At 58.6% G+C, this 14,121-nt stretch carries 19 protein-coding genes; 10 read left to right on the plus strand and 9 right to left on the minus strand.

Annotated features, from left to right (window positions below):
* Positions 1-26: 26 nt before the first annotated feature.
* Entirely contained in the window at positions 27-461 is a 435-nt protein-coding gene (locus NGK62_RS11940) for a hypothetical protein (protein WP_251878432.1), read from the minus strand.
* A 696-nt stretch (positions 462-1,157) separates the two neighbouring features.
* On the opposite strand from NGK62_RS11940, the gene NGK62_RS11945 reads away from it, so the two are divergent.
* The 4 genes from NGK62_RS11945 to NGK62_RS11960 all read left to right on the plus strand — a co-directional run bounded on the left by NGK62_RS11945 (position 1,158) and on the right by NGK62_RS11960 (position 4,415).
* On the plus strand, positions 1,158-1,967 hold the full coding sequence (locus NGK62_RS11945) for a DNA adenine methylase (RefSeq protein ID WP_251878434.1): 810 nt from the start codon (positions 1,158-1,160) through the stop codon (positions 1,965-1,967).
* On the plus strand, positions 1,960-2,586 hold the full coding sequence (locus NGK62_RS11950; RefSeq protein ID WP_251878436.1) for a hypothetical protein: 627 nt from the start codon (positions 1,960-1,962) through the stop codon (positions 2,584-2,586). The genes NGK62_RS11945 and NGK62_RS11950 overlap by 8 nt, the downstream gene beginning before the upstream one ends.
* Entirely contained in the window at positions 2,586-3,743 is a 1,158-nt protein-coding gene (locus NGK62_RS11955) for a DGQHR domain-containing protein (RefSeq protein WP_251878438.1), read from the plus strand. The genes NGK62_RS11950 and NGK62_RS11955 overlap by 1 nt, the downstream gene beginning before the upstream one ends.
* A 339-nt stretch (positions 3,744-4,082) precedes the next feature.
* Positions 4,083-4,415, plus strand: coding sequence for a hypothetical protein (locus NGK62_RS11960; protein ID WP_251878440.1), 333 nt, complete (start codon positions 4,083-4,085; stop codon positions 4,413-4,415).
* Positions 4,416-4,456: 41 nt separating this feature from the next.
* On the opposite strand, the gene NGK62_RS11965 is transcribed toward NGK62_RS11960, so the two are convergent.
* The 4 genes from NGK62_RS11965 to NGK62_RS11980 form a co-directional block, all read right to left on the minus strand.
* Positions 4,457-5,014 (minus strand): sugar O-acetyltransferase, encoded by a 558-nt coding sequence (locus NGK62_RS11965; protein ID WP_059376551.1) that lies wholly within the window; start codon positions 5,012-5,014, stop codon positions 4,457-4,459.
* Between the two features lie 57 nt (positions 5,015-5,071).
* A complete protein-coding gene (locus NGK62_RS11970) occupies positions 5,072-5,497 on the minus strand; it encodes a hypothetical protein (protein ID WP_251878442.1) in 426 nt (141 codons plus the stop codon).
* Positions 5,498-5,512: 15 nt separating this feature from the next.
* A complete protein-coding gene (locus tag NGK62_RS11975; RefSeq protein ID WP_059376553.1) occupies positions 5,513-5,887 on the minus strand; it encodes a glutaredoxin family protein in 375 nt (124 codons plus the stop codon).
* Between the two features lie 157 nt (positions 5,888-6,044).
* The gene (locus NGK62_RS11980) at positions 6,045-6,581 is read right to left on the minus strand and encodes a DUF4189 domain-containing protein (protein WP_118934036.1); all 537 of its coding nucleotides are present in this window, start codon (positions 6,579-6,581) and stop codon (positions 6,045-6,047) included.
* A 156-nt stretch (positions 6,582-6,737) separates the two neighbouring features.
* On the opposite strand from NGK62_RS11980, the gene NGK62_RS11985 reads away from it, so the two are divergent.
* Together NGK62_RS11985 and NGK62_RS11990 are read left to right on the plus strand one after the other, a co-directional pair.
* Entirely contained in the window at positions 6,738-6,929 is a 192-nt protein-coding gene (locus tag NGK62_RS11985) for a hypothetical protein (protein WP_251878444.1), read from the plus strand.
* Positions 6,930-6,996: 67 nt separating this feature from the next.
* Positions 6,997-7,392, plus strand: coding sequence for a YkvA family protein (locus tag NGK62_RS11990; RefSeq protein ID WP_251878446.1), 396 nt, complete (start codon positions 6,997-6,999; stop codon positions 7,390-7,392).
* A gap of 25 nt (positions 7,393-7,417) precedes the next feature.
* Here the strand turns inward: NGK62_RS11990 and NGK62_RS11995 are convergent, their stop codons facing one another.
* Positions 7,418-8,128: a hypothetical protein gene (locus NGK62_RS11995; protein WP_251878448.1), complete on the minus strand. Its 711-nt coding sequence runs from the start codon at positions 8,126-8,128 to the stop codon at positions 7,418-7,420.
* Between the two features lie 199 nt (positions 8,129-8,327).
* Between NGK62_RS11995 and NGK62_RS12000 the strand changes: the two genes are divergently transcribed.
* The 3 genes from NGK62_RS12000 to NGK62_RS12005 all read left to right on the plus strand — a co-directional run bounded on the left by NGK62_RS12000 (position 8,328) and on the right by NGK62_RS12005 (position 10,491).
* A complete protein-coding gene (locus NGK62_RS12000; protein ID WP_251878450.1) occupies positions 8,328-8,801 on the plus strand; it encodes a DUF2846 domain-containing protein in 474 nt (157 codons plus the stop codon).
* A gap of 50 nt (positions 8,802-8,851) precedes the next feature.
* Positions 8,852-9,166 carry a YdcA family protein gene (locus NGK62_RS32420; RefSeq protein WP_082401093.1) on the plus strand — a complete coding sequence of 105 codons (315 nt, stop codon included), beginning with the start codon at positions 8,852-8,854 and terminating at the stop codon, positions 9,164-9,166.
* A 368-nt stretch (positions 9,167-9,534) separates the two neighbouring features.
* Entirely contained in the window at positions 9,535-10,491 is a 957-nt protein-coding gene (locus tag NGK62_RS12005) for a hypothetical protein (protein ID WP_251878452.1), read from the plus strand.
* Between the two features lie 81 nt (positions 10,492-10,572).
* On the opposite strand, the gene NGK62_RS12010 is transcribed toward NGK62_RS12005, so the two are convergent.
* The 3 genes from NGK62_RS12010 to NGK62_RS12020 form a co-directional block, all read right to left on the minus strand.
* Positions 10,573-11,058: a hypothetical protein gene (locus NGK62_RS12010; RefSeq protein ID WP_251878454.1), complete on the minus strand. Its 486-nt coding sequence runs from the start codon at positions 11,056-11,058 to the stop codon at positions 10,573-10,575.
* A 60-nt stretch (positions 11,059-11,118) separates the two neighbouring features.
* On the minus strand, positions 11,119-11,694 hold the full coding sequence (locus NGK62_RS12015) for a cysteine hydrolase family protein (RefSeq protein ID WP_118934042.1): 576 nt from the start codon (positions 11,692-11,694) through the stop codon (positions 11,119-11,121).
* A gap of 201 nt (positions 11,695-11,895) precedes the next feature.
* Complete coding sequence (locus tag NGK62_RS12020) at positions 11,896-13,020, minus strand: agmatine deiminase family protein (RefSeq protein ID WP_251878457.1); 1,125 nt, start codon at positions 13,018-13,020, stop codon at positions 11,896-11,898.
* 148 nt (positions 13,021-13,168) lie between these two features.
* Between NGK62_RS12020 and NGK62_RS12025 the strand changes: the two genes are divergently transcribed.
* Positions 13,169-14,047, plus strand: a complete 879-nt coding sequence (locus NGK62_RS12025; RefSeq protein WP_059376583.1) for a LysR family transcriptional regulator — start codon at positions 13,169-13,171, stop codon at positions 14,045-14,047.
* Positions 14,048-14,121 lie beyond the last annotated feature (74 nt).

Consider the following 14,121-nt stretch of genomic DNA (forward strand, 5'->3'; position numbering starts at 1 on the left):
CGAAGGCAGTCCGCTGGAATGACAAGTTAGGCATCAGGCGGTGTTGACACATAAGTCTTCAAGTAGTCCTCGTCACTCCGACGAATAGCAAGATAGCGTAGCACGTGCCCAAGCCCTATGAAGTAGTAGATCAACCCGACCGCAGTAAGCCCGGCCAACACAAGATAGACCAGACCTCCAAAATATTGACTTATTGCCATCGCGCCAATGCTGGGGATGATGGTCAGAATTGAGCCAAAGAGAAATGCTTTGAGAACCTCGAAAAGGTAGTAGTTTGTGATCTCCATGCGAACCTGAATTTTTCGGGTTTTCCAAAGATCGATTTCCAATTTGCGTTTTTCGGCAGCTGCTTGTCGAGCTACCTTTCCCAACCCGGCGGCAGATGACGCAAAGTAGACGACTGCCGCTCCGATGACCGAACCCGCTGCACCCACAGTGAGTTCTCGAACAAGATCCGCCACTAACTACCTCCCTTTGTATGTTGAATGATGGTGTTGTTTAAGGTCTAGTGTAAAGTCAACCGCGGCCAAGCCGCAGACCATGCCAGGCGCGTGCGGTCTAAATTGGCACGAAAAAACGCAGAAAGGGGCTTGCAGCCATCGCCTGAAGGTGCGTTTTCTGTATAAAAACACAGTGCAATAATGGTGTCAGACTACAATTTTGCCGACGATATGCAGCGAAATTGTAGTCTGACACCATTACCGATGCCGAGCGGGCTCTGGCGCTGACTGAAGCGTCGGTGATTGGGTTTTTGCTCGCACCTCACGACACCGCCGAATCAATGGGAGGATGCCGATGAATCCGTGGGGAAACCTCAGAGTCTGACACCGTTATTGTTTAGCGTAGGGATGGTGACGCCGAGAAGCTAGGCTGATTCTATGTTTTTGCAAGTCGCGCGCTAGCTGATGGTTGTCGTGTTTTTGTGTCTGTACCTGGGCGCATTTCAGCGTATACGCGGCATGTGGCCTGGAGAACACTGCGTCACGCTTTCAATGTAACCGTGGCGACTTGTCCGAGAACTTGCATGCGCAGGTGAGTACCCTAGTGCGGAAATGCGCAATACCTAGTAACATCCACAAGGGCGGATAGCAATGTCCGTGAACTATCAAGGCTGCAAAAGTGGCTTTTTGGTCTGTGCCTGAAATGTGAAGAATAATATGGGAAAAGTAGTTCCTTTTCTAAAATGGGCGGGAGGCAAGAGATGGTTGATACCGAGTATTGATCTGCCGAATCTCCAAAAATATGAAAATTATATTGAACCCTTCTTGGGAGGGGGGGCGTTGTACTTTTCTTTGCTGCCCAAGCACGCAATTTTATCTGACAAAAACCCTGATCTTATTGAAACATACGCCGCAATAAAAACTAATCCGGGAAAAATTGCATCGCGGCTGGATGTCCATCAACGACTCCATTCTGCTGAGCATTTTTATCAAGTCAGAGCGGCTGTTCCGGTCAATAAATTTGACAGAGCTGCTAGATTTATCTATCTAAATAGAACTTGTTGGAATGGGTTGTATAGAGTTAATAAAAAAGGACAGTTTAATGTTCCCATAGGAACCAAAACCAACGTTAATCTTGATACGGACGATTGGGTTGAGACTTCAAAATCCTTAAAATCCGCGACCATCACTCATCAAGATTTCGAAATCTCAATTGATATGGCCCAGGATGGCGATTTGGTATTTGCTGATCCACCATATACGGTGAAGCATAATAACAATGGTTTCGTCAAATATAACGAGTCAATTTTTTCATGGCAGGACCAGATTCGATTAAAAGACTGTCTATTGAGAGCGGCACGGAGAGGCGCTACCATCATTTTGACGAATGCAGCTCATGATTCCATTAGGGATCTATATGCGCACGGATTCAAGATAAAGGTTCTCGAAAGAGCAAGTGTCCTTTCAGGTAGTTCTGCATCACGAGGCAGATTCCAGGAACTATTCATAACAGCAAATTATGAGTGACCAAAAAACTGGCGTTAACGCTCCGTCTCGCCTGTATGTATGTCTGTCTCGTACATGGCTGATAGGCACATATTTTGGGATTTCTTGGAAGGAGCGAAAGAACAGTCTATATGAAATTCTCTTTGGTATTTTCATAGGGACGCTTCCGTTCTTATTGGGTGGTATCGCTATTTTTGCCATGGATTCTCGATCCGACGTTGCGACGAATTTGGAGGGGTGGCCAAGATTTTGGCTTTTTCTAAAATCGACCTTCGACAAGGGTGAGCTTCTTCTGTTCGCCGTATCCCTCGTAGCCCCTGCCTTGTGGCTGGCAACACATGAATCCGACAATGCCAGGCCCCTTCCTCATCGGCGGCCGATAATAATTATTACCGTGGCAGTTTGTATTATTAGTTCCTTTCTTTTTGGTTTGGTTCAAGCGGGGGTGGTTAAACGACCATCATTTGTATATCAAATTTCCCTTTGGACGACAGGATTATCTGTGGTCAATATGTACTTGACGTTGAGCTATCATAACTTTCGGTTGTTAAAAGGGGAGCCACCTCGCGTGACGGAAGAGGTGATTCGGAATCGCGCGACCAGCTTTTTAGAACAAATTAACGCCAGCAAGGATCAATAATGATTGATGAGGCTGAACAAGCGTTCGAAATTCCCGCCATTAGGTTGACTCAACCAATGGGTGATTTTTTTATTGCGTCGATTCCGCACGACAAGTTGGTTGAAATCTCGTTTTTTGATGTGAGACGTATGTTGAAGGAACGAGACTTCGAGACTTATTTGGGCATTCAGCGGCCCTTAAACAAAGATCGCACACAGGAATTAAAGCAATACGTGCGGACTATGGATGCTTGCTTTCCAACGGGAATAGTGTTGGCCGTCGATGGCCGGTGTGCCTCTTTTAACGAGGAGACCGGTAAACTCACTTTGTCTAATTACATGGGCGAGGATGGGGGGCAGGTTCTGTACCGTCAAATTGCTCGTGTGCTGGATGGGCAACACCGAATAGCAGGCTTGGAAGATTTTCCAAAAGATAGAAAATTCGACCTCAATGTCAGTATATTTGTTGATATTGAGTTAGAGGATCAGGCTTATATATTCTCGATAGTTAACATATCGCAAACCAAAGTAAATAAAAGCTTGGTTTATGATCTTTATGAGTTGTCTCAGTCGAGAAGTCCTCAGAGGACTGCGCACAATATTGCTATAGGGTTAGATAGAGCTGAGAATAGCCCCCTGTTCCATAGGATCAAGAGATTGGGGGCCGCCACGCCAGGACGCGAGCGAGAGCTCCTCACCCAAGCAACTGTCGTGGAGAGCATACTCCCTCTGATTACGAGAAACTCCACCGGGGATAGGGACACCCTCAAAAGATTAGGGGCGATTTCTACTCCTTCTCGTGAGGAGTTAAAGAAAATGCCTCTTCGTGGCCTCTTTGCTGAAGACGAGGATGTGAAAATATACGAAATCATAAAGAACTATATATCTGCGGTGGCCGATAGATGGGCGGGTGCATGGAGCGACAGTTCAAAGGGTGCTGTGCTTTCTAAAACGAATGGCTATCGCGCGATAATGAGAGTTTTCCCCCAAATTTATCTAAGTTTGGCTAAACCGGGTGAGCCCGTAGCTGAATTTAAATATAGAAGTTTGCTGGACAGAGTGAAGCTGGAAGATGCGGATTTTCATGTGGATAATTTCCCTCCCGGAAGTAGTGGTGAGGCTAAGCTAGCTAATACTCTACTAGTGCAGTTGGGCTTAAGCCGCGGCGACGGTAGATAGAATCAGATATCACCCTAGCGTTGTGTGACAGAGAATCCTTGTTTCGGAGTCGGCCATCGTTGTATCGCAAAAACGTCACGATGGCACAGTAAGCAATCCCTTCTCCCGTATACTCCCCCCACTACCGTCACCACCGGTAGCCCGGAATGGAAGCCGGTAAATTCGTCGGTGCTGACTCCCCAGTCAGCACGCCTTCGCACGCTTCAATGGGCGGGCCTTGGCAGGGGTGCGCTAGCCGCACGCCGGTTCCGACGATCCGGTCTTCCAACCTTGTCCTGTGCCCGCCCGCCTCATTTGGAAGTGGGGCAGCGGGATTTCCCATATCGTCGGAGGAAGTCCATGCAATCCCACCCCCTCACCCAAAACCCCTGGTCCGTCGAATCCGACCCCGAACTCGGCGCAGTCCCCCTATCCCATCTCCACCACATAGACCGCGCCCGCCACGCCATCGAAGCCATCGCCCGCATGGTCGGCAACAGCGCATCCGAACCCGACGCAACCGGCGGGCAGCCGTTGGACGCCTGGACGGTGGCGGCGTTGATGGGTGGAGTGGAAGGCTTGTGCGATCACCTAGGCACCTTGACCGATGCCATGCTGGTGCAGGCGCGCTTTTGCGAAGTGGATGCGGATCTCGGCGACGTCACGCACGGCGCGCCGTCGTCGATCCAGTAGCCAAACTCAGCAGCCAGAGGCGCGGCGCTCGAGCGCCCGCCTTATTCAGCAATTGACCGAATCACCCTGGCCGGATTCCCACCCACCAGCGTATTCGCAGGCACATCCTTGGTGACGACCGAACCCGCCGCAACCACCGAGTTCTCGCCCACAGTCACGCCACCAATAACGGTCGCACCCGCCGCGATCCAGACATTCCTCTCGATCACAATGGGCTTCGCAGTGACGAAATCACGACGCCGCGAAGGTTCGATCGGATGGCCAGATGTAATGAGGCTGACGTTCGGCCCGATCATCACATCATCGGCAATGCTCAGCCCACCCAAGTCATAGAAAGTGCAGTTCTGATTGACGAAGACGTTGCGCCCGACGCTGATGTCGGGGCCGCCGGTCGTATAGAACGGCGGGATCAACAGGAAGCTCTCATCGACCGTCTTGCCGATCAGTTCGCTGAACAAGGCACGGACTTCGGCGGCGTCGTTGAAGGTCAGGCGGTTGAGGGCGGCGGTGATCGTCATCGCGCGTTTGATGTTGGCCGTCATGGCCGCTGATTCGGGCGTTCTTCTGGGAATGATCAGGCTGCGGTCGTCATTTGCCATCTGCGGCCTTCCTTTGAGGTACGGCGTAGTCAGCGCCGGCGAACACCAAGTCCGTATTCAACGCGGCTTCCAATTCACGCCATCCTTGGACCGATACTCCGGCGTTCCCGTGCAACACCCGCCCGCGCCAAACGCCTGCCGCCCCAGGAACGCAGTCACCACCCCCTTGCTCTCGGTCAACCGCTGCTGGACGCAGAGGGTCGGCAGCAGAGAGAAGTCGCCTTCAAGCACCAGCGTCCACTTCACGTTCTCGCCTTCGGCTGGCTCGACCTTGTACACCTTGCATTCATGCACCAGCAGATGCACGGGCTGCCCGGCCAGCACGCCCTTGAACTGCAGCTCCGGCGGCGTGTCGCGCGTGGCGATGGTTTCGGCGTTGAGTTTTGATCCGGGCGGCGCGGGCTTCAAGGACGAGGAATCGCAGCCGGCCAGCGCACCCATGGCGGCCAAGGTGATGAAAAGCAGGCGAGCCACGCGGGTCATGCCCATGCGCTCCCGTCAGGCCACGCTGGCGAAGCGTTGTTCGAGGTAGGCGATGATGTCGCTGGACTCATACATCCAGCGCGTGCCCGCTGCGTCGTCGATGCGCAGGCACGGCACCTTCACTTTGCCGCCGCCCGCCTGCAGTTGCGCGCGCGCTTCGGGATCGCCCTTGGCGTCGCGCAGCGCGATCGGCGCGTTGAGCTTATGGATGGCGCGCCGCGTCTTGACGCAGAAGGGGCAGGCGTGGAATTGGTAGAGCGACAGCTGGGCCGCTTCGGCGTTGACCGCGGCCTGGCCTTGCGCGGAGCGCTGTTGCGGGCGTGGGCGCGTGAGGGCGTCGCCCAGCACGATGATTTGACCCAGGCCGACACGCAGGGCTTTGACTAGCATGGAGTAGGACTCGATAGGGATGGACAGGGGGCCAGTCTACCCTGCGCGATGCGTTCCGGCATTGCGTATGCAGTCAGCCATGACTGCCGCTTGTCGTGCTGCGTGACGTGGCGAATATTCCGTGTCACGTCATGGTTCGGAATTCGCAGCCGGTGCGTTACTGAATCCGTACTGGATAGCTGCAGCCGGTATAGAAGGTCTTGCAGCTCGTGCCGGTGCCCTTCTCGCAAGTCTCGATGGCCAGGGATTGCGCCAGTTCCTTGGTTTCGGCGCTGGCGGAATTCATCAACACGCCCTCGCCTTTGGGCGAAGGGCCATACACCACCGCTACGCATTGGTTGTAGTACGTGATGTTGGTCTCGCAACCTTTGCCGCCTTTGGACGCGCAATGTTCCAGCGCGGCTCGTTCGGCCTTGGCCTTGCTGGTCTTGTCGGCAGCGATGCCGACGGAGCCGGACGGCGGGTCGTAGGCGATTGCGCCCCAGCGGGTGGTCCAGCGTGGCTGGTCGGGCGCGGTTTGCGCGCCGGTGCCGCCCTGTGGGCGGGTCTGGCCGGGAATCGGCACGCATTGCTGGCCCGGCGTGCCGGCGGCGTTGGGCATGAAGCCGTCGGGGCAGCCTTGTTCGGCCTGCGCCAGGCCTGGGATGCCGAGATGCAGCATTGCCAGCAGGAAAACCAGTTTCAAAGCACGCATGTGTCGTCTCGCAGTTGTCGTGTTCTTCAATCCGGGGGCCGTGCGTCCCGCGGGCCGAGCCCGGGCAGGCAGAGCCGTCCGAAGCAAGGCGTCAGGCTGCGGATTCGCCCCGGGGAAGTGTAGTCTGACTTCTTGGTTCTCGATCCGGTCCGCACGATGGACTCGATCACGTTGACGCGCCTGCCGGCGAGCCTGGGGGACTTTCCCCAGGCGCCGGACGCAGGCAGTTTCAAGCTGCCCAAGCTGAATGAGGCGCTGCGCGACCTGGTGTACCGTGCGCCCACGCGGTACTACAAGCCGGAATCTGCGGCCGCGCCGAGCCTGATCCGGGCGGTGGGGACGGAATAGCTGCCCATGCCGCGGCTTCTGTTTCCGGTTGGCCCCTGACGGCTTCACGGCATGTCAGACTACAACCATGAACCTCAGTGATCGCCTGAAAGCCTGGGCCAAGCGCATCAAACGCGACGGCCTGACGCTCTGGTTTGCCGGCAGGCATGCCCGCACGCCCTGGTACGCCAAGGCGCTGGGTCTGTTCGTGGTGGCCTATGCGCTCAGCCCCATCGACCTGATTCCCGACTTCATTCCCGTGCTGGGTTACGTCGATGACGTGCTGTTATTGCCCGGCCTGATCTGGCTGGCCATCAAGCTGTTGCCGCCCGATGTGCTGCAGGAATGCAGGGTTCAGGCGGATGGCTGGATGCAGTCGCAGGGCAAGAAGCCGCGCAGTGTGGCAGGCGCGGTGATGATCGTGACGCTATGGCTGGGGATAAGTGTTGTGGCGTGGTTTTGGCTTGCGCCGTATTTCTGGTAACGCCCTGACCGGCTTGCGCACAGAACTACGCTGAACCTTCTTCCACGAACCCCAAGGTCCGGAGTTCCGCGATCGCGCCCTTCTCCTCCTCCCGCCGCGCCTTGGGCGCGGCCAGCGAGGCGGTCAGCAGCTTGGACTGGTCGGGTGATTCGTCAAAGCTCTGCAGCACGCTGGCGATGCCCGGGAAGGCTTGAATGAAATCTGCTCCCAGCGCCTCATACCCCGGATAACGCCCCTGCTTGTCCACGATGACCTGCGTCTGCGGATCGCGCCTGATCAGGTGCAGCGGCACGCCTTCGCAACGCAGGCCCAGCAGCTTGGCTTCGCTGATGTCCAAGGCCCAATCCGTCTCCGCGTAGAAGGCGGCACGCGCGGATGCGAACTGATCGAGGAGGCGCTCGTCCTTGCAGAACGCGGTGGGCGTCAGGTTGAGATTGAGCTTGCCGATCTTGCTCACCAGTTTGACCCGGCGAAAGAACGAGGCCCACACCAGCAGGATGGGATTGGTGGATAAGTCCTCGATCAGCACGTCTTCAAACATGCAGGGCTGGATCATCGAGTTGACGGCGCGGCATTTCGAGAGGCGCACGTTCTGCACGCGCGACATGCGCTGTGGGATCTTGACCATGGACAGCGCGCAGTTGTCGAAGGTGCAGTCGTGGAAGTGCAGATCGCTGAAGTGCGAGCTGCCCTTGTCGTAGGCCATCAGGAAGGTTGCGCCTTCGGTTCTATTCATGGGCGAGGGAGATGTCAGGCTGCGATGTCGCCGGGGACTCGTAGTCTGCCAGTTCTAATCCCGGAATAGCAGCATTTCCTACTGCGAGATAGCTTATTTGGTATTCATGTGACATTATTAGAATCTCTTGGATACATTTACCCGTTCCCCTGCGGAGGGCAGGAAGCGGCAGATAACTAAGCTGAAGAAGATGAATCACATGAATAAAAAGATGTTGAAGTTGGCGGCCGCTGCCGCTTGCGTGATGACGATCGCGGGTTGCGCCAATGTGCCGATGGCGCCAGCGGAACAAAACAAGCAGGCCAAATCGTTCCCGGCGCCGGACGAAGGAAAGTCCGGCCTGTATGTCTACCGGGATAGCTTCGTGGGTAAGGCGTTGAAGAAGGACGTGTACGTCAACGGCAAGTGCCTGGGTGAAACCGCCGACCGCGTGTTCTTCTACACGCAGGTCGCCGGCAACGAGCAGCACAAAGTTTCCACCGAGTCGGAGTTTTCGCCGAACGACCTCATGGTAATGATGGAGGCGGGCAAGAATTACTTCGTGCGCCAATTCATCAAGATGGGCGTATTCGTGGGCGGCGCCGGCGTGGAGCAGGTGACGGAAGAGGAAGGTCAGCGGGTGATCTCCAAGTCCGAAGTGAACCTGGCGGCCGAAGGCCGTTGCACGGGCTGATCGCAGTCCGCTCCCGCCGCTGTTCTTGCCTACTTGCAATGGGAACAACGATGCGTCTTGGTCTGTTGTTGGCGGCCCTGCTGTTTGCCGCGACGGCCCATGCGGCGAACTATCCCTGCTCAGGAAAGAAGGGCGGCGTGGAGCGTTGCGTCGGAGAACAGTTTCTGTGCCGCGACGGTTCGATCAGCGCATCGAAACGCGTGTGCTCAAGTCCGGATTCCAGCGCACAGCCCCTTGTTTCCAAGCCCTCGGCTTCCGGCTCGAATGGCGCATGTAGCTGCCGTGATGGCCAATACTGCACCGGGCCGCGGGGCGGAACGTTCTGCTATACCGATAGCGGCAAGAAGTCCTATCTCAGGAAATAAGCGCTGCGCTGTTCGAGGCCGTCTCAATAATGCAATGAACGGCCCCTGCACGGGCGGAAACTGTTCGGGCTGATCCAACGGCGCGGAGTACATCTGTTGGCACAGGACGCCGCCGGATATCCACTAGTCTGCCAGCCGCCAGACGGCTTCTTCGCTCACGTGCACGAGCTGGATGCAGTCGCAGGGATTGCCGTCTGGCCTTGCTCCATCCGGGCTCCGTGTCGATGTGTATGGCCGTAATTCCTCCAATTGGTTCGGGCATCCAGCACCTAAACTCACGCTTCGATCAAACAGAATGCGCGAGGAATCTGATGAAGCTCCGGGTCGGTAGATGGTGTTTGGGGACCGTGATGGCGTTGGCGTGGCCCATGCTGGCACAAGCCGCGACACCCGCCATGACACCGCGGCAGCAGCAGCTTCTGGCCGCGGCTGAGAGTTCGAGCCCCGTCTACGCCGCCTGGCGCGAACGGTACGCGGTTCTGATTGCCGTTGAACCGAAGTTGCAGCGTGCGGTTTTGTACACACGCTGCGCGAAGCCTGGCGGGGAACGGTTGCTGGATCCCAACTATCGGGCTTACGCCGAGACCGTGGGCGGGGCTTATCGCCGCTATCTCCAGGATTCGGGCCCAGCCAGCGCGATGGCCAGCACGACGAAGCTGTGGGCAGCAGACCAGTTGACCGAGGCGGAATATCAGCGCTCCCTGCGCTGGCTGACCAGCGCCAATACGCTGCCGCTACGCAATGTGAGGGATGTGGGCACGATCCTGAGTCAGTACCTGGAGAATTCCGTGGACGTGAGCAGCGGCCAGTTGAATCTGGCGGTGTTGCTGGCGATGAAGGATACGCTGGCCAAGGCTGGTCAGCTGGGTCCGGTGGTCAAGGCTTTCGCGCAGGTTGATGCTGCCAAGGCGGCATTGTTCGAGTCACTGCCGACGGAGTTGCCGTTGAAGGACGAGCAGATCCAGCAATGGTACGAGGTGGCTACCTGGCTGGATAAGGCGGGCAATACTGTGCAGCTGGCCTACTGGTTTGCCGTGCCGCAAGAGTCAATCGACGCGATGGCAGAGGATGTGTTCGAAGAACGGGTGAATCAGGGGCTACAGGCATTGCAGGCGTATCAACGCAAGGGACCGGTCGAGGATTCCGACGTGCATACGCTGAACGATGAGCAGAAGTTGGGGCGGAAGATCGCCTACTACTTTGGCGATCTGGCGTCCGACGAGATCGCGCAAGTGTCGGTAGACGCGCACAACTGGATGTCGAAGCAGGCGCAGGCGTACATCGACAAGCATCGGGCTGTCATGTGTTCGTCGCCGAGGCGCTAAAGCGCTCGCGCCGGCGCCTGCATGGCGTGTCGCGCGCTGCCGGACATTGAGGGCCGTAGACTACCGCCGTTGACGGCTATCTCAATAACTTCCGGTGGGCAGCACATCTGCCAAATAGGCGACGGTATCTGGTTCATTGCGCAATACATGCCGCATCCACGCGCCGCGCTCATGCGCGGTCACTTCCAGCTCCCACACGCAGGCAATGAACGGCCCTTGCACGGGCTCGAATTGCTCAGGTCGCTCCAACGGCTCCGAGTACATCTGCTGGCACAGGATGCCGCCGGATATCCACCAGTCCGCCAGCAGCCAGACGGCTTCCTCGCCCACGTGCACGATGCAGAAGCCCAGGCCCGTAGCGCGCGGGTCGCGGGCGGCGTCTTGCAACGCGGCCATTGCGGTCTTGCGGGCGGCTGCGGCTACTTCAGCTGAGAGCAGCGCAACCGTGGGATCGGGATTGCGTTGTATCGCGTAGGCCTTGATGGCCAGACCGTTTTCGCGCCATTGCTCGATGAACGCCATGCGGCGCGGCGCGTAAGGTTCTGCAGGAATCGTTGGAAAAGACATGATGGGCAGCGAGGGTGACCTCTTCGGGCCTATGGAGGCAGGCATTCTTCCGGCAGGCCGCTAGGCCAGCAAGGACAAGGCATCGTCCAGCGACAGCACGGTGGTGCGCGATGCAAAGGCGGTTGCGAACAGATGTTCATGCACGATCGGGTCAGGGTCGTAGCAGCAGTCCTTGACCGTCAGCAGGCGATAGTCCGCATCGCTGGCATGCGCAATCGATGACAGCATCACGCCGGTGGAGGCGACGCCGACCATGATCAGCGTGTCTATGCCTTGCGCGGAAAGCCGCACTTGCAGGTCGGTGCCGAAGAACACGCTGGCGCGGTGGGCGAGGATGATGGGCTCGTCTTCGCGGCGGTCGAGCTCTGGCGAGATGCGGTCGTGGACGAAAAGTCCCAGCTGCTTGATGCCCTGCCCGTTCTTGTTCAAGGGGCTGACTTCAGGATAGCCAGGGCTGAAATGAATCTTGGCGAAATAGACGCTGACGCCGGCGCGCCGCGCGGCGTCGCACAGTTGCCGCGTGTCGCCGAGCAAGGCGGGGGCGACCGATGGGAACAGTTCCATGATGTCGGTCTGGTAGTGCATGACCAGCAAGGCGGTACGCGCCGGAATGATGGCCAGGGTCTGGGTGTTCATGCTCCGCTCCGCAAAGGGTTTGCCATGCGCGCCTTGCGGGTCGGCCTGCTGCCTGGGCGGCCCGCAATGGTGTGACGCTTGGCGAGGTGATGGGGTGCGACGGAAGGACGAACGACTCTACCACGGCGGCCATGGCATAACTGCGCATGGAAAGCGGGTGGAGGTTCTGGCGCCGCGCGATCCCTTGCGCGAGCCCGGGAATTACACCATCGGCAACTGATTCGTCACGCAATGAATCCCGCCGCCGCCTGACGCAATGGCGTCGATATCCAACTGCACGACCTTGCGGCCCGGGTACAGCCGGGCCAAAAGATCGCGCGCCTTCGCGTCCGCCTCCGCATCGCCGAATTCCGGCGCGATGACCGCGCCGTTGATGACGAAATAGTTGATATAGCCGGCCGCGAAGTCGGGGTTGTCGCGCAGGAACTTGCTATCCCGCGGATTGAGCGGCGGGCTCACAGTGTGGATTTCCAGCGGCTTGCCGTCGGCATCCGTTGCGCGCCGCAGGATCTCCAGGTGCTTGCGGGTCAGCGCGTAGTCGTAGGAGTCGGGATCCATGTCGAGGTTGGCGACGACGACGCCTGGCCGCGCGAAGCGGGCGTAGAAATCGACGTGGGCATCGGTGATGTCCTTACCCTTGATGCCGGGCAGCCAGATGATCTTGCGCAGGCCCAGGCAGCGCTTCAGCTCCTCCTCGACCTCTGCCTTGCTCCAGCCGGGGTTGCGGTTGGCGTTGATCCAGCTGCTTTCGGTCATGATGCCGGTGCCGCGGCCGTCGACTTCGATGCCGCCGCCTTCGCCGACCAGTTCGCTTTGCAGGTATTCGGTGTCAGTGACCTCGGTGGTTTCAGCGGCGATCTTGGCGTCGGCTGCATGGCGCTGCTTGTTGCCCCAACCGTTGAAGTTGAAGTCCACGCCGGTGACCGCGCCCCGCCCGTCGAGCACGAAGTTGGCGCCGATGTCGCGCATCCAGATGTCGTCCAGGCGGGTTTCGACGAAGCTCACGTTGTCGGCACCGCAATGGCGTTCGGCCAGGCTGCGTTCGCGGGCGCGGCAGAACACGGTGACGGGCTGGTGCGCGGCGATGGCGCGGGCGATGCGGCCAAGCGCGGCCTGGACGTCGGCGGTGAAGTCTTCCCAGATGGCGTCCTGGGCGCCGAAGGCGATGAAGGCGCGGGCCTGGGGGGCGCCCTCGTCAGGCATGTGCCACCGGGGCGCTTGCGCCGCCCGCGCGCCGGAGGCGAGCAGACCAAGGCCCAGCGAGGCGGCGGCGTGGACGCCCATGAGCGTGGCGGTGTGTTGGATGAGTTGGCGGCGGGTGGGCACGTCGGGCTCCTGGAGTTCGGGATGATCGATAAAAAACGGTTATGTCGGAGTCAACGGTGCGCACCGCTTGAATTGCAGTGTATTTCCCGCCTGGTCGCGTGGACTAGCGATATATTTAGCGGAATTATGATTAGCAGGGCTTATCGATATGCTCAAGCAATGGCCTCCCCTGAACGTGCTGCGCGGCTTCGAGGCGGCCGCCCGCCTCGGCAGTTTCCACAAGGCGGCCGACGAGCTGCACCTGACCCAGTCGGCGATCAGCCAGCAGGTGCGCAGCCTGGAGGACTATCTGGGCCAGCCGCTGTTCTTCCGTCAGGGGCGCGCGGTGTCGCTGACCGATGCGGGCTGGGATCTGCTGGGCACGACGCAGGCGATGTTGCAGCAGTTGGCGGCCGGCATACGCAGGCTGGACCAGTACCGCAAGCCGAATCAGTTGATCGTGAACACCAGCCCGGCGTTTTCGCGGCACTGGCTGCTGCCCAGGCTGGAAGCCTTCCGCACCCTGCATCCCGAGGCGGATCTGTGGCTGTACACCAGCGATGCCGCGCCGGACATGGCCAAGCAGACCATCGATATCGCGCTGCGCGACGATCTGGGTCCGCAAGCCGATTGCGCGTTCCGCGTGCTGGTCGAGGACCGTATGTACCCAGCCTGCCATCCGCGCCTGCTGGCGGCGGACACGCGCGCCACGCTGCATGGCGAGCGCGAGATGGATTGGAGCCATTGGGAAACGCAGGGCGGAACCGACGTGGGCCAGCATGGCCAGGGCATGAATTTTTCCGACCCCGGCCTGTTGCTGGATGCGGCGCGCGAAGGCCTGGGCATGGCGCTGGTCAGTAGCCTGCTGGCCGAGCGCTCGCGCCGCGACGGCGCGTTGGCGGCGTTGACGGAGCAGACCGTGCGCGGCCCGAAGTGGGCCTGGCTGGTGCATCGGGACAGCCAGGACGATCCGCTGACGCGCGCGTTCTGCGAGTGGGTGTCCGAAGAGTTGGAAGCGTCGCGCGAGGACGGCGGCGCGGCAGCCTGAATCTTGCCTCTCAGGTTGGGGCTTTCATCACGGTGTTAAGTTGTAGCCTCGCCGCCGCATGCGGCACATTCCAG

This window comes from Achromobacter sp. Marseille-Q4954, from assembly GCF_943737025.1.
GTDB lineage: Bacteria > Pseudomonadota > Gammaproteobacteria > Burkholderiales > Burkholderiaceae_B > Achromobacter > Achromobacter bronchisepticus_A.